At 71.8% G+C, this 17,055-nt stretch carries 16 protein-coding genes and 1 tRNA gene; 3 read left to right on the top strand and 14 right to left on the bottom strand.

Features of this window, described 5'->3' with window-relative positions:
* Positions 1-240 precede the first annotated feature (240 nt).
* Positions 241-1,080, top strand: coding sequence for an acyl-CoA thioesterase domain-containing protein (locus IRQ30_RS09435; RefSeq protein WP_193612657.1), 840 nt, complete (start codon positions 241-243; stop codon positions 1,078-1,080).
* Between the two features lie 139 nt (positions 1,081-1,219).
* Here IRQ30_RS09435 and IRQ30_RS09430 read toward each other — a convergent pair whose 3' ends face one another.
* A complete protein-coding gene (locus IRQ30_RS09430) occupies positions 1,220-1,537 on the bottom strand; it encodes an ArsR/SmtB family transcription factor (protein WP_193612656.1) in 318 nt (105 codons plus the stop codon).
* A gap of 88 nt (positions 1,538-1,625) precedes the next feature.
* On the opposite strand from IRQ30_RS09430, the gene IRQ30_RS09425 reads away from it, so the two are divergent.
* Positions 1,626-2,852: an MFS transporter gene (locus tag IRQ30_RS09425; RefSeq protein ID WP_193612655.1), complete on the top strand. Its 1,227-nt coding sequence runs from the start codon at positions 1,626-1,628 to the stop codon at positions 2,850-2,852.
* A gap of 91 nt (positions 2,853-2,943) precedes the next feature.
* On the opposite strand, the gene IRQ30_RS09420 is transcribed toward IRQ30_RS09425, so the two are convergent.
* From IRQ30_RS09420 to IRQ30_RS09365, 12 genes are all read right to left on the bottom strand, one after another.
* A tRNA-Ala gene (locus IRQ30_RS09420) sits at positions 2,944-3,016 on the bottom strand.
* 72 nt (positions 3,017-3,088) lie between these two features.
* Positions 3,089-3,709: a histidine phosphatase family protein gene (locus IRQ30_RS09415; RefSeq protein ID WP_193612654.1), complete on the bottom strand. Its 621-nt coding sequence runs from the start codon at positions 3,707-3,709 to the stop codon at positions 3,089-3,091.
* Positions 3,702-4,094 carry a ribosome silencing factor gene (rsfS, locus tag IRQ30_RS09410; RefSeq protein WP_134741794.1) on the bottom strand — a complete coding sequence of 131 codons (393 nt, stop codon included), beginning with the start codon at positions 4,092-4,094 and terminating at the stop codon, positions 3,702-3,704. The genes IRQ30_RS09415 and rsfS overlap by 8 nt, the downstream gene beginning before the upstream one ends.
* A complete protein-coding gene (nadD, locus tag IRQ30_RS09405; protein WP_193609091.1) occupies positions 4,091-4,759 on the bottom strand; it encodes a nicotinate-nucleotide adenylyltransferase in 669 nt (222 codons plus the stop codon). The genes rsfS and nadD overlap by 4 nt, the downstream gene beginning before the upstream one ends.
* A 38-nt stretch (positions 4,760-4,797) precedes the next feature.
* Positions 4,798-4,956: a hypothetical protein gene (locus IRQ30_RS09400; protein WP_193609090.1), complete on the bottom strand. Its 159-nt coding sequence runs from the start codon at positions 4,954-4,956 to the stop codon at positions 4,798-4,800.
* Between the two features lie 21 nt (positions 4,957-4,977).
* The gene (locus IRQ30_RS09395; protein WP_193609089.1) at positions 4,978-5,436 is read right to left on the bottom strand and encodes a YqaA family protein; all 459 of its coding nucleotides are present in this window, start codon (positions 5,434-5,436) and stop codon (positions 4,978-4,980) included.
* The gene (locus IRQ30_RS09390) at positions 5,433-6,062 is read right to left on the bottom strand and encodes a CDP-alcohol phosphatidyltransferase family protein (RefSeq protein ID WP_193609088.1); all 630 of its coding nucleotides are present in this window, start codon (positions 6,060-6,062) and stop codon (positions 5,433-5,435) included. Before IRQ30_RS09390 ends, IRQ30_RS09395 begins: the two co-directional genes overlap by 4 nt.
* A 31-nt stretch (positions 6,063-6,093) precedes the next feature.
* Complete coding sequence (locus IRQ30_RS09385; RefSeq protein ID WP_193612653.1) at positions 6,094-7,344, bottom strand: glutamate-5-semialdehyde dehydrogenase; 1,251 nt, start codon at positions 7,342-7,344, stop codon at positions 6,094-6,096.
* Positions 7,345-8,233: 889 nt separating this feature from the next.
* Complete coding sequence (locus IRQ30_RS09380; protein WP_193612652.1) at positions 8,234-9,205, bottom strand: electron transfer flavoprotein subunit alpha/FixB family protein; 972 nt, start codon at positions 9,203-9,205, stop codon at positions 8,234-8,236.
* A gap of 15 nt (positions 9,206-9,220) precedes the next feature.
* A complete protein-coding gene (locus IRQ30_RS09375; RefSeq protein ID WP_338088005.1) occupies positions 9,221-10,009 on the bottom strand; it encodes an electron transfer flavoprotein subunit beta/FixA family protein in 789 nt (262 codons plus the stop codon).
* 190 nt (positions 10,010-10,199) lie between these two features.
* Complete coding sequence (locus IRQ30_RS09370) at positions 10,200-10,490, bottom strand: hypothetical protein (protein ID WP_193612651.1); 291 nt, start codon at positions 10,488-10,490, stop codon at positions 10,200-10,202.
* 34 nt (positions 10,491-10,524) lie between these two features.
* Positions 10,525-11,304, bottom strand: a complete 780-nt coding sequence (locus tag IRQ30_RS09365) for an enoyl-CoA hydratase/isomerase family protein (protein WP_193612650.1) — start codon at positions 11,302-11,304, stop codon at positions 10,525-10,527.
* Positions 11,305-11,419: 115 nt separating this feature from the next.
* On the opposite strand from IRQ30_RS09365, the gene glgX reads away from it, so the two are divergent.
* Entirely contained in the window at positions 11,420-13,573 is a 2,154-nt protein-coding gene (gene glgX, locus IRQ30_RS09360; RefSeq protein WP_193612649.1) for a glycogen debranching protein GlgX, read from the top strand.
* A gap of 856 nt (positions 13,574-14,429) precedes the next feature.
* Here glgX and glgP read toward each other — a convergent pair.
* Positions 14,430-17,036, bottom strand: a complete 2,607-nt coding sequence (gene glgP / locus IRQ30_RS09355) for an alpha-glucan family phosphorylase (protein WP_193612648.1) — start codon at positions 17,034-17,036, stop codon at positions 14,430-14,432.
* Positions 17,037-17,055: the final 19 nt, after the last annotated feature.

The raw sequence follows: 17,055 nt of genomic DNA, 5'->3' as shown, positions 1-17,055 counted from the left end.
AGAACTAGAACAAGTTCCAGGAACTGTAGCGGCCGTCACACCCCAGGGACAGGCTTTGGAGGAAGTTGTTGACAGGTGTCAAATCAAGGGTTGCGGCGCACCCGGATCGTCGCGCTCACGTCGCGCCGGCAGCCCGCGTCGGTCGGCCCTCGGGGCGGCCGCCGCCCCCGCGACGCCGAGCGGGAGTGCGACGGCCCGCCCGGTGGCACGGGTGGGACGCCCGCCCCCTAGCCTCCCCTCGTGGATCTCTCCTTCTTCCGCGCCGACGGCGCGGCGCTCGTGCCCACCGAGCTCGCCCAGAGCATGTGGGACGCCAACCAGATGCACGGCGTGGCCGTCAGCGGTGCGCTGGGCCGGGCCCTGGAGCGCAGCGTCGCCGACCTCGGCCGGCACGACCTCCGGCCTGCCCGCCTGACCGTCGACCTGTTCCGCCCGGCGACCATGGACCCCTGCGAGACCACCACGACCGTGGTGCGCGAAGGCCGCCGGATCTGCCTGGTCGACGGGGTGCTGACCCAGGGCGGGGTCGCGGTCGCGCGCGCGAGCGCCGTCTTCCTGGCACCCTCGGCCGACCCCGAGGGCGACGTGTGGAGCCCCGACGCCCGGCCGGTCCCGCCACCCGAGGACGTCGCCCCGCCGACCGACGTACCGCACGTGCCGTTCTTCCACAGCGAGGACGCCGGCTGGTCCCAGCAGTTCGGCGACCACCAGAACGGCTCGCGCAAGCGGTCCTGGAACTCCGCCATCCCGATCGTCGCGGGCGAGTCGATCACGCCCTTCCAGGCCGCGGCCGCCGTCGCCGACGGTGCCAGCCTGGTCACCAACTGGGGCAGCGGCGGCGTCCAGCACATCAACACCGACATCACCCTCACCCTGGCCCGCCGCCCCGAGGGCGTGGAGATCGGCCTCGCCGCGGTCGACCGGGTCGAGAGCGACGGCATCGCCGTCGGCACCGTGGCCGTCTTCGACCGCCGCGGCCCGCTCGGCACCGCCGTCGTCACCGCCCTCGCCAACTCCCACCGCACCGTGGACATGGGCGGGATCGAGTACCAGGACGACGGGAGCCGGCGCTCGCGCTGAGGCGCGGGCGAGTCCGGCGCACCACCAGCCACGCAAGCACCACCGCCCTGACGAAGCTCACGCTTCCGGCGTGAAGCTTCCTACCGGAAGCGTGAGTTTCACCGGGTACCCGGTGAAACTCCCCCGACGAGGCGCGCCGCTACACCGCGGCCGCCAGCACCGAGTCCAGGAGCCCGGGGAAGGCCCGGTCGAGCTCGTCGCGGCGCAGGTGGAGGACGCGCCCGCGACCCTGCGGCTCATTGCGTACGACGCCGGCCTCGCGGAGCACCTTGAAGAGGTGGGACTTCGTCGACTTCGGCAGCGCCGGGTTGAACGTACCGCACTCGGCCATGCTGAGCGGGCCGCCCGCGAGCTCGCGCACGATCTCGAGCCGCGCGGGGTCGCTGAGGGCGAAGAGGACGTCGGTCAGGCGCACCTCGGACATGTCCGGGTGCGGCAGGGACGTGACGGAGGCCATGGTTCGATAATACTTGAACAATCCTGAGACTTCCGTAGGGTGAGCACGGTTCCAACTATTTCGAACTCACGCCCGCAGAAGGACCACCATGACCGTCACCAGCGCCACCAACGCCACCGGCGCCACCACCGCGCCGGCCGCAGCGCGCACCGGCAGCTCGGGCTTCGCGCTCGCCGTCGCCGCCGTCGTCACGATGATGGCCGGCGCCAGCGCGCCGTCGCCGTTCTACCCCGTGCTGCAGCAGCAGCTCGGGTTCTCGGCGGCCACCATGACCGGGATCTTCGCCGTGTACGCCGTCGCGCTGCTCGTGACCCTGCTCCTCACCGGCTCCATCTCCGACCACCTCGGCCGCCGGCCGGTCGTCTCCGCCGGGTTCGTGGTGCTCGCGCTGAGCATGGTGGCGTTCTGGCACGCGGAGTCCGTCGGCGTCCTGGTGGCGGCGCGCATCGCCCAGGGGGCCGCCACCGGACTGCTGGTGTCGTCGCTGTCGGCCACGGTGGTCGACCTGGAGCCCGCGCACCGTCCCGGCTCCGCCGCGACGCTCAACAGCATCAGCCCGCTGGTCGGCCTCGCGACCGGCGCCCTCGTCGCCGGCGCGGTCCTCGACTGGACCTCCTCGGCGCTCACCGGAGTCTTCAGCACCCTGACCGTGGTCTACCTCCTCGTCGCGGCCGCCGTCTGGCTGCTGCCCGAGACCTCGCCGCGGCACGAGGGTCTGCTGCGCTCGCTGGTCCCTCGCATCGGCGTTCCGCAGGCCGCCCGGGCGCCGTTCCTGCGCAGCGCCCCCGCCCTGTTCGCCGGCTGGGCGAGCGGCGGGCTCTACCTCTCGCTCGGCGCTCCGCTGGTCGCGACCGAGCTCGATGGCGCGCGCCACGTCGAGCAGGGCCTGGTCGTGACGACGCTGGCCGGGGTCGGCGCGCTCGCGTGCTTCGTCGGCCGCCACCAGACCTCGCGACGCCTCACGATCACCGGGACGACGTCCCTGGCGGTGGGCACGGCGCTCACCCTGCTCGCCCTGGCGCTCGGGTCCTTCTGGGGCTTCATCGCGGCCGCGGTGGTCGCCGGGGCCGGCTTCGGGCTGACGTTCATGGGCATCATGCGCTCGATCACCCCGGTGGCCGCCCCTCATGAGCGTGGCGAGCTCTTCGCCTCGGTGTTCGTGGTCTGCTACCTCGCCTTCGGCGTGCCCGCGGTCGTCGCCGGCATCGCCTCACCCCACCTCGGCCTCGCCGAGACGACGTACGTCTACGGCGGGTGCGTCATCGTGCTCGCCGGTGTGACGGCGCTGATGCGCCGCTTCGGCTCGACGGACTAGGCGCGGCGGCGCCCGGTCTCTGCGCCAACAACGACAACGGCAGGCCCCTCGGGGCCTGCCGTTGGTCGTGATCTCCGAGGAGATCGTCCGGTGGAGCTGAGGGGACTCGAACCCCTGACCCTCTGCATGCCATGCAGATGCGCTACCAGCTGCGCCACAGCCCCGAACCGCTGCCCCGTGCTTCAGGCAACTCGCGGAATACTAGCCAACGCCGCTCGCCAGAGGAAATTCGGGGGTCACCCCGCGCGGTTGTAGGCGCCCAGCCGCAGCCCGCCGTCGTCCGGATGCTCCTCCAGGACGACCCAGCCGCAGTTGCCCAGCCCGCGCAGGGTGTGGAACTGCTCGTCGGGCCACCCGAGCATCGCGCCGGTCGCGACGCGGATCGCCGCGCCGTGGGAGACCGCGACGCCGGTCTCGCCGGGGGCGAGCTCGTCGAGCAGGTCGTGCAGGACCGCGCTCATGCGGCGGCGTACGTCGCCCGTCGGCTCGGCGCCCGGGGCGGCGTCGTAGCGGCCGCTGCGGAACTCCGCGAAGCCCTCGGGGTCCAGGGCGGCGTACTCGTCGTGCGTGAGGCCCTGTCGCTCCCCCAGGTGGAACTCCCGCAGCCGGGCGTCGTACGTCGCCGAGAGCCCGGTCGCGTCCGCGACCGCGTCGGCGGTCACGCGCGCACGCAGCAGGTCCGAGGACCGGAGCAGGCTGGGGCCGAGCTTGGCCAGCGCGGCGGCGGCCACGACCGCCTGCTCGCGCCCGACGTCGTCGAGGTCGACGTCGGTCTGGCCCTGGACGCGCTTGGCGTGGTTCCAGGCGGTGCGGCCGTGGCGGAGCAGGACGAGGGTGCGGGAGGCGCTCTCAGGCACCGGCGGGCGGGGCGGGCGGGCCCAGGACGTCGGCGGGCAGCTCGATCGCGGGGCAGTCGCGCCAGAGCCGCTCGAGCGCGTAGAACTGGCGCTCCTCCTCGTGCTGCACGTGGACCACGATCTCGCCGTAGTCGAGCAGCACCCAGCGGCCCTCGCGGTGGCCCTCGCGGCGGATCGGCTTGGCGCCGGCCTCGCGGAGCTTGTCCTCGACCTCGTCGACGATCGACTTGACCTGGCGGTCGTTGGAGCCCGACGCGATCACGAACGCGTCGGTGATGGCGAGCTGTTCGCTGACGTCGAAGGCGACGATCTGCGTGGCGAGCTTGTCGGAGGCCGCGCGGGCGGCGGCGACGACGAGCTCCACGGCGTGGTCGGTGGCAGTCATGAGTTGTCCGATGCTGTTGCGGTGGTTGCTGCGGGGGTTGCGGCGGCTGCGGGAGGAGCAGCCGGTGGGTACAGACGGTGCTTCTGGATGTACTGCACCACACCGTCGGGCACGAGGTACCAGACGGGCTGACCGCGGCGCTGGCGCTCACGGCAGTCGGTGGAGGAGATGGCCAGCGCTGGGATCTCGACCATGGTGACCCGCGCCGAGGGGATCGAGCCCAGCACGTCGGGGTCCATGTCGTAGCCCGGGCGGGTGCAGCCGACGAAGTGGGCGAGCGAGAAGAGCTCGTCGGCGTCGCGCCAGCCGAAGATATCGGTGAGGGCGTCGGCGCCGGTGATGAAGTAGAGGTCCGCGTCGGGCATCGCCGCGCTGAGGTCGCGCAGCGTGTCGATCGTGTACGTCGGTCCCTCGCGGTCGACGTCGACGCGGGAGACCGTGAAGCCCGGGTTGGCCGCGGTCGCGATGACCGTCATCAGGTAGCGGTGCTCCGGCGGGGAGACCTGGCGCTCGGACTTCTGCCACGGGCGCCCGGTGGGGACGAAGACCACCTCGTCGAGGCCGAACCACGCCTGCACCTCGGCGGCGGCCACGAGGTGGCCGTGGTGGATGGGGTCGAACGTGCCACCCATGACGCCGACCCGGCGTCGTACGGCGTCAGTCATGGCCGGCGGTCATGACCGGGCGTCGTGGAGGGTCATGCTCAGCTGTGCTCGCGTCCTCCGCCGAAGGCGACCAGGGCACCGAGCATCCCCAGGAGGATGCCGATCGCGATCAGGCCCACCCACCACGGGTTGATGACCTGCTCGTGGTGCTCCTCGGCGGCCCGGCTCAGGGACAGCGTGATCTCGCTCAACGACATGCCCCCAGCCTATCCGGGTCCTCACCCGAGCAGCGACTCGACTCCGGCCAGGACGACCCAGAAGCGCAGGGAGCGGCCGATGAAGATGGTGGGGAGGAAGACGTACATCCGCATCTTCAGCGCGCCGGCCACGGCCGCCATCACGAGCAGCGGCGGCACCCCGGCGAACGACGAGACCAGCATGATCGTGCCGCCGAACCACGGCCGGCCGTCGATGCGCTGCTGCCAGCGCTGGTAGCTCGCGCTCACCTTGGGCCCCGACAGCCGCTTCTGGACCCACTCGGTGTCGAAGCTGCGGCGGGTCAGCTCGTACCAGACGATCTTGCCCACGGTCTGGCCCGCGCCGGCCACGCACGCGAGCGCCAGCGCGTGACCGTCTCCGACGGTGGCCGCCATCCCGCCCAGGATGACCTCCATGTTGATCAACGGGAACAGCGCGGAAGCGATGCTGACCCCGAAGGTCCACAGGTACAGGCTCATGCCGGGAGGCGCTCCGGCACCGGCAGACCCAGCTGGAAGAGCCACCGGAGGGAGACGCACTTGAGCACGACCAGCGCGAGGGCGATGCTCAGGCCCACGGCGAACGCGACGTCGACGTTCCAGTCGCGCAGCACCAGGAGCAGGACGGCGAAGAGCGACGAGTTGACCGCTTTGGCCGGCTTCGACCAGTTCCAGACGTAGATCCGGCGGTCGACGACGTAGAAGTAGTTGGGGCTGCGGATCGGCCAGGCGAGGAAGGCCAGCGACAGGAACATGTCGATGACCATGAAGTTGAAGAGGTAGACCGCGACCGGCAGCGCCAGGTCCGGCTCGATCCAGACGAGACCGATGTAGAAGCCCGCGCAGTTGATGCGGTCGCACATGATGTCGATGACCCCGCCGATGCGGGTCTCGCAGTCGCGCAGGCGGGCGTAGCCGCCGTCGGCCATGTCGCCCACCCAGTAGACGGCCAGGCCCACGACGAGCATCGTGAGGTCCTCGTCCATGGCGGCAGCGAGGCAGAGACCCAGGGAGACGAGGGTCCGGACGAAGGTGATGACCGTGGCGCCCGTGAACAACCTCTCGGCTGCCGGATCGGCGTACACGGACGCGTCGGTCGCGGGCATGCGGGAGACGCTATCGCGCCGGGGGCCCGGGTCAGCGCACGTGGCCGTCCCCGGTGACGACGTACTTGGTCGAGGTCATCTCCGGCAGGCCCATCGGACCGCGTGCGTGGAGCTTCTGGGTGCTGATCCCGATCTCCGCGCCGAAGCCGAACTCGCCGCCGTCGGTGAACCTCGTCGAGGCGTTGACCAGCACGGCCGCGGAGTCGACGGCGGCGACGAAGCGGCGGGCCGCGGTCTGGTCCTCGGTGACGATCGCGTCGCTGTGCTGGCTGGAGAAGCGCCGGATGTGGGCGACGGCCGCATCCAGGTCCGGGACGACGGCCGCCGAGATGTCGAGCGAGAGGTACTCCTGCGCGTGGTCCTCGTCGGTCGCCGCCACGACCCCGGCCAGCCCCTGGAAGGACGGGTCGCCGTGGATCGTCACCCCGGCGCCCTGCAGCGCGGCGGTGACCCGCGGGAGGAACTCCCCCGCGACGTCGGCGTGCACCAGCAGCGACTCCGCCGCGTTGCAGACGCTGGTGCGGTGGGTCTTGGCGTTGAGCACGATCGCGAGTGCCTTGTCGAGGTCGGCGGCGCGGTCGACGTAGACGTGGCAGTTGCCGACGCCGGTCTCGATGACCGGCACGGTCGACTCCTCGACGACCGAGCGGATCAGGCCGGCGCCGCCGCGCGGGATCAGCACGTCGACGTAGCCCCGGGCGCGCATCAGCGCCTTGACGCTGTCGCGCGTGTCGCCGGGCACCAGCTGCACCGAGTCGGGGTCGAGGCCCGTCGCCTGCGCCGCGTCGCGCAGCACCGCCACGATCGCGGCGTTGCTGGAGCGCGCGCTGGAGCTGCCGCGCAGGAGGACGGCGTTGCCGGACTTCAGGCAGATGCCGGCCGCGTCGGCCGTGACGTTGGGGCGCGCCTCGTAGATCATCCCGACGACGCCGAACGGCACCCGCACCTGCCGCAGCTCGAGGCCGTTGGCCAGGGTGCTCCCCCGCACCACCTCGCCCACCGGGTCGGGCAGGCCGGCGACGTCGCGCAGCCCTTGGGCCATGCCCTCGAGCCGGTCGGGGGTCAGCCGGAGCCGGTCGACGATGTTGGCCGGCGTGCCGTCGGCCTCCGCTCGCCCGACGTCCTCGGCGTTGGCCGCGAGGATCTCGTCGGCGCGCGCCAGGAGGGCGTCGGCCATCGCGTGGAGCGCGCGGTCCTTGTCGGCGCGAGTGGCGAGCGCCAGCGCGTAGCTGGCCTCGCGTGCGCGCGCCGCGACGGCGAGGACGTCCTGCTCGGTGCTCATGGACCCAGCGTAGTGAGCCGGCGCCGCCCTCGCGCCGGGCTCAGACCACGTGGTCCTGGTAGAGCATCGACCACGGGGCTCTCGGCGAGACCCGCTGAGTTGCGCGCCGACGTCCGGTGGTTGAGGTGCGAGCGCAGCGAGCCTCGCAACCACCTTCCGGTGGTCGAGCAGTGAGGAGCGCCAGCGACGAGCGCCCGTCGAGACCCCTGCACTTCTGGTTGTCTCCTCGGGGCCGGACTGGGGTGCCGCGCGCGTAGCCGGTCGCGTCTCCGCGTCAAGGAGCTTCGCCCGCTTCGCGGCGGCTTCGCCGTCCTTGACCCGGAGCCTCTCCCGACCGGCTTGACGGCGCACGGGGCGACACGGGCTTCGCCCGCGCCGCCCGCGCAATGCGCGGCACCCTTCCCCGTGGGGCTGGTGTGACTGGTGGTGCGTCTACCGACACACTCAGCGTCGGCAGTTGGTCACCGGTGCGGGCCACGCCAAGCGTGCGGAGGCCCAGTCCGAGCTCGAACTGCCGACATAGGTGACCGATAGGCAGGGCCCGCGCTGTATGCGGGCGGCGCGGCGAAGCCGCCGCCGCCCGTGCGCCGCCACAGCAGCCCGGGAGAGGCTCGGAGTCAAGGACGCCCGAAGGGCGCCGCGAAGCGGGCGAAGCTCCTTGACGCCGAGACCCGGGCTGCTACGCGCGCGGGCCCACACCAGCCACGCACACCGTGAGTGGTTTCGAGGCGCGCTGCGCTCGCACCTCAACCACCGTGGTTCAGCTCGGCGGTCAACTCACGGGGTCTCGACGGGCGCTCGTCGCTGGCGCTCCTCACTGCTCGACCAGCGGGGCCGAAACGACCGCCGACCCGCCAGAGAGCTCTGGCGGGTCAGCGGGTGGAGCGGGTCAGTTCTTGCGCTCGTTGATCTTCTCGGTCGCGGCCGGGAGGACCGAGTGCAGGTCTCCGACGACGCCGAAGTCGACCAGCTCGAAGATCGGGGCCTCGTCGTCCTTGTTGACGGCCACGATGGTCTTCGAGGTCTGCATGCCGGCGCGGTGCTGGATGGCGCCGGAGATGCCGTTGGCGACGTAGAGCTGCGGCGAGACGGTCTTGCCGGTCTGGCCCACCTGGAAGGTGTGGGGCATCCAGCCGGAGTCGACCGCGGCACGCGAGGCACCGACCGCCGCGCCGAGCGCGTCGGCGAGACCCTCGATCGGCTCGAAGTTGCCGCCGGTGCCACGACCGCCGGAGACGACGATGGCGGCCTCGGTGAGCTCGGGGCGACCCGACGCCTTGCGCGGCTGCTGCGCCACGATCTGCGCGGTCTTGGCGGCGTCGGAGATGGTCGCGGAGAACTCCTCGACCGTGCCGGCGCCGGCCTCCTCGACCGGGGAGGTCGAGTTGGGCTTGACCGTGATGATCGGGGTGCCCTTGGTGACCTTGGCCTTCACCGTGTAGTTGCCGGCGAAGACGGACTGCGTGGTGACGGGGGCTCCCCCGTCGGCCTCGACGTCGACGGCGTCGGTGATCAGGCCGGACTCGATCTTGATCGCGAGCCGGGCGGCGACCTCCTTGCCCTCGTAGCCGGAGACGAAGAGCACCGCCGCGACGCCCCCTTCACCGGCCTTCTCGACCAGCTGCTGCAGGGCCTCGGCCTTGGGGGCCACGAGGTAGCCCTTGATCTCGGCGTCGTCGACGACGTAGATCTTGTCGGCGCCGAACGCCTTGAGCTTCTCGGAGACCTCGCCGGCCTTGTCGGAGCCGCCGAAGAACACGGCGGCGGGCTCGCCGAGCCGCTTGGCGATCGCCAGCAGCTCGAGCGTGGGCTTGCGGATCGCGCCGTCGACGTGGTCGACGACAACCAGGACCTCAGACATGTTGGCTCCCCGTCCTCAGATGAACTTCTTGGAGGCGAGGAAGTCGGTCAGCGCAGCGGCGCCCGACCCGTCCTCGTCCTTGACGATCTCGCCGGCCGTGCGCGGCGGGCGCTCGGTGGTGTCCTCGACCTCGGACCAGGCGACCGACAGGCCGACCTCGCCGGCGTCGACGCCCAGGTCGCTGAGCGACCAGACCTCGAGCGGCTTCTTCTTCGCGGCCATGATGCCCTTGAACGACGGGTAGCGCGCCTCGCCGGTCTGGTCGGTGACCGAGAGGACCAGCGGCATCGTGCCGCCGATGACCTCGGTCGCCGTGTCGGAGTCGCGCTTGACCCGCACCTGGTCGCCCTGCGTCTCCACGACGGAGGCGAAGGTCACCTGCGGGAGGTTGAGGCGCTCGGCGAGCATCGCCGGGACGACGCTGCCGGACGCGTCGGTGCTGGCCATGCCGCACATGACGAGGTCGGCCTGGCCCTTGTCCTGGCTGATCTTCTCGATCGCCTTGGCCAGGACCAGCGAGGTGGCGATGTAGTCGGAGCCGGCGATCGCCTCGTCGGTGACGTGCACCCCCTCGTCGGCACCCATCTGGAGGGCCTTGCGCACCGCGTCGACCGCCTTCTCGGGACCGACGCTGAGCGCGATCACCTTGGTCTCCTCGGGGCTGCCGGACTTCTCCTTGATCTGGAGGGCCTGCTCGACGGCGTACTCGTCGAGCTCCGAGAGGAGCCCGTCGACGCCGACGCGGTCCACGGTGTTGTCCGACTCGAACCGGCGGTCACCGGTCGCGTCGGGGACGTGCTTCACACAGACGACAATGTTCATGGTGGTGTGGCCTGGACGGCCCCTCCTGATGCACTCGTGAGGTCAAGGTGTGGCCTGACTGCCAGGACTGCTGGCCTGGGCAGGCTACCGCCGAGTCACAAGCGGACGGAACAGCGGTCGGCGGTCGACTACGTCACAGCGTGCGATGGGTCACCGGCGCCGTGCGCGCGGGTCAGGGCCGCACGAGGCGGTCGACGACCCGGCCGACGACGAGGTAGACGACCGCGCCGATGCCGTAGTTGAACAGCGCGGTGGTCGTCTCTCCGTTCTCCCCGGTGAACCGCTTGATCGGGTTGTCGAGGTCGAAGACGCCCAGGTCGACGCCGTCGGCAAGGTCCAGGACGAGCTCCACGAGAGGGTTGCTGCGCTCCGCGTCGACCGCGATCAGCAACGCGGCCACGGCGAGCACCGAGGCCGCCAGCACGAACAGCGCCCAGAGCACCCGTGCCACCGTCAGCCGCATCCTGGCACCGCTCGTCCTGCCCTCAGCCACGTCGCTACCGCCCCTTGAACTCAGCCTTGCCCGGTCCGTTCGTGACGAAGGATTGCATACCGGCGGTCCGGTCCTCCGTGGCGAACAGCCCCGTGAACTGGATGCGCTCGATCTCCAGACCGGTGGCCAGATCCACCTCGAGACCGCGGTCGATGCTCTCCTTGGCCGCGCGCAGCGCCAACGAGGCGCCCCGGGCGAACTGCCCGGCCCAGGCCACCGCCTCGTCGTAGACCGACGCCGCGGGGACCAGCCGGTCGACCAGGCCGATGGCGAGCGCCTCCTCGGCCTTGACGAAGCGACCGGTGAAGATGAGGTCCTTGGCGCGGCTCGGACCGACGAGCCGGCTCAGGCGCTGGGTGCCGCCGGCGCCCGGGATGATGCCGAGCAGCACCTCCGGCTGCCCGAGGGTGGCGTCGTCCGCCGCGATCCGGAAGTCCGCGGCCAGGGCGAGCTCGCAGCCGCCGCCGAGCGCGTAGCCGTTGATGGCCGCCACGACGGGCTTCGGGATCGCAGCGACGGCGTTCACCGCCGACTGGATCGAGCCGGAGATCCGCATCATGTCGGCCGAGGACAGGTCGGCCATCTCCTTGACGTCGTTGCCGGCCGCGAAGACCCGCTCGCCGCCGTGGACGACGACGGCCCTGACGTCCTCGCGGTCGGTCGCCTCCTCGGCGGCCGCGCGGAGCTCGGTCTGGACCTGGACGCTGATCGCGTTCATCTTCGGCCGGTCCAGCCGGATCGTGCCCACGCCGTCGGCGACCTCGAGCGTCACGAACTCTGACATCTGGCTTCTCCTTGCTCGTCGGTGGTCTCGCTCGTCTGAGGAGCGGAACCCGAGCCTCCCACCCGGTGCCGGGTTCGGGGGACCCGGGACCGGCCCATAGGCCACAATGGATCGAGTGACTCCCGGCCTGTGGCGCAACCTCGGTGACCGTGCGCCCGTCTGGCCCGGACGGCACTACCCGCTCGGGGCGACCTGGTCCCCCGAGTCCACCAACTTCGCCGTCCACGCGCCCCGCGCCGAGGCCGTCTGGGTCTGCGTCCTCGACGACGAGGGGGGCGAGCGGCGCCACCAGCTCACCGAGCAGTCACTGGGCATCTGGCACGGCGCGATCCCGGGGATCGAGCCCGGCGCCCGCTACGGCTACCGCGTCGACGGCCCCTGGGAGCCTGCGGCCGGCCTCCGCTTCAACAGGGAGAAGCTGCTGCTCGACCCGTTCGCCCGCGCCGTCAGCGGCGGGCTGACCCTGGACCCGGCCATCTACGGCTTCACGCTCGACCGCGACGGCGTCCAGCAGCGCAGCGACGCCGACTCCGCGCCGTACGTGCCGAAGAGCGTGGTCGTCGCCGACGACTTCGACTGGGGCGACGACGCCGCTCCCCGGCACCGGTGGCGCGACACGGTCGTCTACGAGGCGCACGTGGTCGGCATGACCAAGCTCCACGACCGGGTGCCCGCCGAGCTGCGCGGCACCTACGCCGGGCTGGGGGCCCCCGCGGTCGTCGACTACCTGCGCGACCTGGGCGTCACCGCCATCGAGCTGCTGCCGGTCCACCAGCACGTGCCGGAGCCGGCGCTGCTCGAGCGCGGACTGACCAACTACTGGGGCTACAACTCCATCGGCTACTTCGCCCCGCACGGCGCCTACTCCGCCTCGGGTGACCGCGGCCAGCAGGTGAGGGAGTTCAAGGAGATGGTGCGCTCCTTCCACGCCGCCGGTCTCGAGGTGATCCTCGACGTGGTCTACAACCACACCGCCGAGGCCGGGCCGGACGGGCCGACCCTGTCCTTCCGCGGGTTCGACGACGCCGTCTACACGCGCGTGGGGCCGCGACCGGGCGCGCCCACGGACGACGCCTACTGGGACGTGACCGGGTGCGGCAACACCGTCGACGCGGCGTACCCGTTCGCACTGCGGATGATCCTCGACTCGCTGCGCTACTGGGTGACCGAGATGCACGTCGACGGCTTCCGCTTCGACCTGCTCTCCGCGCTCACCCGGGTCGACCACGAGGTCGACATGGACTGCCACCTGCTCACCGCGATCGGCCAGGACCCGGTCCTGCGGCACGTGAAGCTGATCGCCGAGCCGTGGGACGCCTCGATGGACGGCTACGCCGTCGGCAAGTGCCCGCCCCCGTGGGTGGAGTGGAACGACCAGTACCGCGACGAGATCCGCGACTTCTGGCGTGGTCGGTCCGCCGGCATCCGGACCGTCGCCACCCGGCTGGCGGGCTCCTCGGACCTGTACGCCGACGACGGCCGCTCGGCGTACGCCTCGGTGAACTTCGTGACCGCCCACGACGGCTTCACCGTCCGCGACCTGGTGACCTACGAGCACAAGCGCAACGAGGCCAACGGCGAGGGCAACCGCGACGGCACCGACAACAACCGGTCCTGGAACCACGGCGTCGAGGGTGAGACCGAGGACGCCGACGTGCGGGCGCTGCGCCGTCGGCAGGCCGCGAACCTGATGGCCACCCTGTGCCTGTCGACCGGGGTCCCGATGATCACGGCCGGCGACGAGCGCGGCCGCACCCAGCGCGGCAACAACAACGCCTACTGCCTCGACGACGAGACCTCCTGGATCGACTGGCGGCCCGACGACGCGTGGCTCGACGTCTACGAGGTCACCAAGACGGCGCTCCGGCTGCGGCGCGACCACCCGGCGCTGCGCCAGCGACACTGGCTGGCCGGGCGGCCGGCGATCCACGGCGGCCCCAAGGACCTCGCCTGGCTGCACCCGTCCGGCCGCGAGATGACCGCCGACGACTGGCACGACGCCGGCATGACCGCCGTGGGGATGTTCGTCTCCGGTGCCCCCCTCCGCTCCCCCGGCCCACGCGGCGAGCAGCAGGTCGACGACTCCTTCATGATGTGGTTCAACTCCGGCGCCGAGCCGGTCACGCTCACCCTCCCCGAGAACGACTGGGTGCAGCAGGGCGAGGTCGCCCTCACCACCGACTCAGCGTTCGACCAGGGATCCCCCGTCAAGGCCGGCGACACCCTCACCCTCGGCCCCCGCTCCGTCCTCGTCCTCCGTGGCACGTAGCCGGAGCCTCCGGTGGTCGAGCAGCGAGGAGCGCCAGCGACGAGCGGCCGTCGAGACCCCCGCACCTCTGGCTGTCTCCTCGGGGCCGGACTGGCGTGAGGCTGGTGTGACTGGCGGTGCGACAACCGACACTCTGCGTCGGCAGTTGGTCACCCCGCCGGCCCGGCCAAGCGTGGCGAGGCCGGCCTGGGGCTCGAACTTCCGACATAGGTGCCCGATAGGCGGGCCCGCGCTGTTTGCGGGCGGCGCGGCGAAGCCGCCGCCGCCCGTGCGCCGCCCCAGCAGCCCGGGAGAGGCTCGGAGTCAAGGACGCCGAAGGCGCCGCGCAGCGGGCGCCGAAGGCGCCGCGCAGCGGGCGCCGAAGGCGATCCTTGACGCCGAGACCCGGGCTGCTACGCGCGCGGGCCACATCAGCCACGCAGACACTGTGGTTTCGAGGCTCGCTGCGCTCGCACCTCAACCACCGTGGTTCAGCTCGGCGGTCGGCTCACGGGGTCTCGACGGACGCTCGTCGCTGACGCTCCTCACTGCTCGACCACCGGAGACGTGGTTTCGGGGCTCGCTGCGCTCGCACCTCAACCACCGTGGGGTCGGTCGGCGGTCGACTCGCCGGGTCTCGACGGACGCTCGTCGCTGGCGCTCCTCACTGCTCGACCACCAGCGGTGTGGTTTCGAGGCTCGCTGGCGCTCGCACCTCAACCACAGTGGGGTCAGCTCGGCGTTCGGCTCACCGGGTCTCGACGGGCGCTCGTCGCTGGCGCTCCTCACTGCTCGACCACCGGAGACGTGATTTCGAGGCTCGCTGGCGCTCGCACCTCGACCACCGGTGGGTGGTTTCGAGCGACCGGGGCAGGCGTCAGGCCATGGTGACGACGCCGAGCTCGGCGTCGGAGGCCAGGAGGTCGTTGCGGGGGATGACGCGGACGGTGTAGCCGAACGAGCCGCTGTGGTCGAGGGTGACGTCGCCGTCGAAGCGGTAGCGGCCGCCGTCGTAGGTCTCGCCGACGGTCAGCGGCTCGATGACGGTGTCGGTGAGCTGGTCGTCGGCGTCGGTCTTGCCGTGGACCAGCTGGACCGCGACGTCGTCCGGGGCCAGCTCGCCCAGGGAGACGAAGGCCCGCACGTCCAGGTGGGCGCCGACCTCCGGGGCGTCGCCGACGCCGCTGCTCTCCACGTGCTCGACACGTACGTCGGACCAGCCGGCCTTGACGCGCTGCTTCCACGCCGCGAGGCCGCGGGCGCCCTCGTAGTCGGAGTTGAGCAGGCGCGCGTTGGTGGCGGCCGGGGTGTAGAGCTGCTTGGTGTAGTCGCGCACCATCCGGGTGGCGAGCACCTTGGGGCCGAGCGACTTCAGCGTGTGGCGGAGCATCTCGACCCAGCGGGTCGGGACGCCGTCGGCGTCGACGTCGTAGAAGCGCGGGGCCACCTCGTTCTCGAGGAGCTCGTAGAGGGCGGTCGCCTCCAGGTCGTCGCGTCGGTCGGGGTCGTCGAGTCCGTCGGCCGAGGGGATCGCCCAGCCGTTCTCGCCGTCGTACCACTCGTCCCACCAGCCGTCGAGGATCGACAGGTTGAGACCGCCGTTGAGCGCGGCCTTCATGCCGGAGGTGCCGCAGGCCTCGTAGGGGCGCAGGGGGTTGTTGAGCCACACGTCGCAGCCGGGGTACAGCGGCTGCGCCATCGCGATGTCGTAGTTGGGCAGGAAGACGATCCGGTGGCGCACCTCCGGGTCGTCGGCGAAGCGCACCATCTCCTGGATCAGCTTCTTGCCGCCGTCGTCGGCCGGGTGCGACTTCCCGGCGATGATCAGCTGGATCGGGCGCTCGGGGTCGAGCAGCAGCCGCTTGAGGCGGGCGGGGTCGCGCAGCATCAGCGTGAGCCGCTTGTACGACGGCACGCGTCGCGCGAAGCCGATCGTCAGGACGTCGGGGTCGAGCGCGCCGTCGATCCACGCCAGCTCGGCCTTCGCCGACCCGCGCTTCTCCCACGAGCGACGCAGCCGCTTGCGGGCGTCGGCGACGAGCCGCTCGCGCAGCCGGCGCTTGGTCGACCACACCTCGGCGGAGGGCACCCTGTCGACCGCGCTCCAGAACACCTCGGTGTCGTCGGACTCGGCGTCCGCACCCTGCGACTCGGCGAGCGCGATGACCTCGCGCGCCACCCACGTCGGGGCGTGCACGCCGTTGGTGATCGAGCCGATCGGGACCTCGGCCTCGTCGAAGGCCGGCCACAGCCCGTTGAACATGCCGCGGCTGACCTCGCCGTGCAGGAGGGAGACGCCGTTGGCGCGCTGCGCCAGCCGGAAGCCCATGACCGCCATGTTGAACACCGACGTGTCGCCGCCGGCGTAGTCCTCCGTGCCGAGCGCCAGCACCTTCTCGATCGGGACGCCGGGGGTGGCACCGCTCTCGCCGAAGTACTGCTCCACCAGCGTGCGCGGGAAGCGGTCGATGCCGGCGGGCACGGGCGTGTGGGTCGTGAAGACGGTCGAGGCCCGGCTGACCTCGAGCGCCGTGGCGAAGTCCAGGCGCGGGCCGGACTCGGCGACCGTGAGCTCGCGGATCCGCTCGATGCCGAGGAAGCCGGCGTGGCCCTCGTTGGTGTGGAACACCTCGGGCACGGGGTGCCCGGTGATGCGGGAGTAGGCGCGCAGCGCGCGGACGCCACCCACGCCGAGCAGCATCTCCTGGCGGAGACGGTGCTCGCTGTTGCCGCCGTAGAGGCGGTCGGTGACGTCGACGTAGTGCTCGGGGTTGCCCTCGACGTCGGTGTCGAGCATCAGCAGCGGGACGCGGCCGACGCTGGCCACCCAGATCCGCGCGACGAGGTCGGGTCCGCCCGGCATCGCGATCGAGATCGTGGCCCGGCTGCCGTCGGGCTCGCGCAGCAGCGAGATCGGCAGGCCGTCGGGGTCGAGCAGCGGGTAGGTCTCCTGCTGCCAGCCCTCGCGCGAGAGCGACTGCTCGAAGTAGCCGTGGCGGTAGAGCAGGCCGACGCCCACGATCGGTACGCCGAGGTCGCTGGCGGCCTTGAGGTGGTCGCCGGCGAGGATGCCGAGCCCGCCGGAGTACTGGGGCAGCACGGCGGTGATGCCGAACTCCGGCGAGAAGTAGCCGATCGCGGCGGGACCGCGCTCGTGAGACGTGCCGTCGGCGCCGTCGCGGGCGGCGACGCGCTGGTACCAGCGCTCACCGGTGAGGTAGGAGTCGAGGTCGTCGGCGGCGACCTTGAGCCGCTCCAGGAAGCCCTGGTCGGCGGCGAGCTCCTCGAGGCGGGTGCGGCCCACCGCGCCCAGCAGGCCGACCGGGTCGTGACCGGTGGACTCCCACAGCTCGGGGTCCACCTCCTCGAAGACGTCCTGCGTCTCGGGGTGCCACGACCACCTCAGGTTGAGGGCGAGCACCCCCAGCGCCTCGAGGGCGGGAGGAAGGACGGGACGGACCGTGAATCGTCGGATGGCGCGCACCCGGAGGACGCTACCGCCG

This window comes from Nocardioides lijunqiniae (genome assembly GCF_015024225.1).
Taxonomy (GTDB): Bacteria; Actinomycetota; Actinomycetes; order Propionibacteriales; family Nocardioidaceae; genus Nocardioides; species Nocardioides lijunqiniae.
Note: the sequence above shows the minus strand (reverse complement) of the source record. Positions and strands in the feature narration are given on the sequence as shown.

Bases quoted from the DNA above. Each gene is read 5' to 3' on its own strand.
- IRQ30_RS09400 (WP_193609090.1), bottom strand. From the start codon at position 4,956: ATGTCGTTGAGCGAGATCACGCTGTCCCTGAGCCGGGCCGCCGAGGAG.
- nadD (WP_193609091.1), bottom strand. From the start codon at position 4,759: ATGACTGACGCCGTACGACGCCGGGTCGGCGTCATGGGTGGCACGTTC.
- IRQ30_RS09370 (WP_193612651.1), bottom strand. From the start codon at position 10,490: ATGCGGCTGACGGTGGCACGGGTGCTCTGGGCGCTGTTCGTGCTGGCG.
- IRQ30_RS09390 (WP_193609088.1), bottom strand. From the start codon at position 6,062: ATGCCCGCGACCGACGCGTCCGTGTACGCCGATCCGGCAGCCGAGAGG.
- rsfS (WP_134741794.1), bottom strand. From the start codon at position 4,094: ATGACTGCCACCGACCACGCCGTGGAGCTCGTCGTCGCCGCCGCCCGC.
- IRQ30_RS09365 (WP_193612650.1), bottom strand. From the start codon at position 11,304: ATGTCAGAGTTCGTGACGCTCGAGGTCGCCGACGGCGTGGGCACGATC.
- IRQ30_RS09380 (WP_193612652.1), bottom strand. From the start codon at position 9,205: ATGTCTGAGGTCCTGGTTGTCGTCGACCACGTCGACGGCGCGATCCGC.
- IRQ30_RS09430 (WP_193612656.1), bottom strand. From the start codon at position 1,537: ATGGCCTCCGTCACGTCCCTGCCGCACCCGGACATGTCCGAGGTGCGC.
- IRQ30_RS09425 (WP_193612655.1), top strand. From the start codon at position 1,626: ATGACCGTCACCAGCGCCACCAACGCCACCGGCGCCACCACCGCGCCG.
- IRQ30_RS09395 (WP_193609089.1), bottom strand. From the start codon at position 5,436: ATGAGCCTGTACCTGTGGACCTTCGGGGTCAGCATCGCTTCCGCGCTG.
- IRQ30_RS09385 (WP_193612653.1), bottom strand. From the start codon at position 7,344: ATGAGCACCGAGCAGGACGTCCTCGCCGTCGCGGCGCGCGCACGCGAG.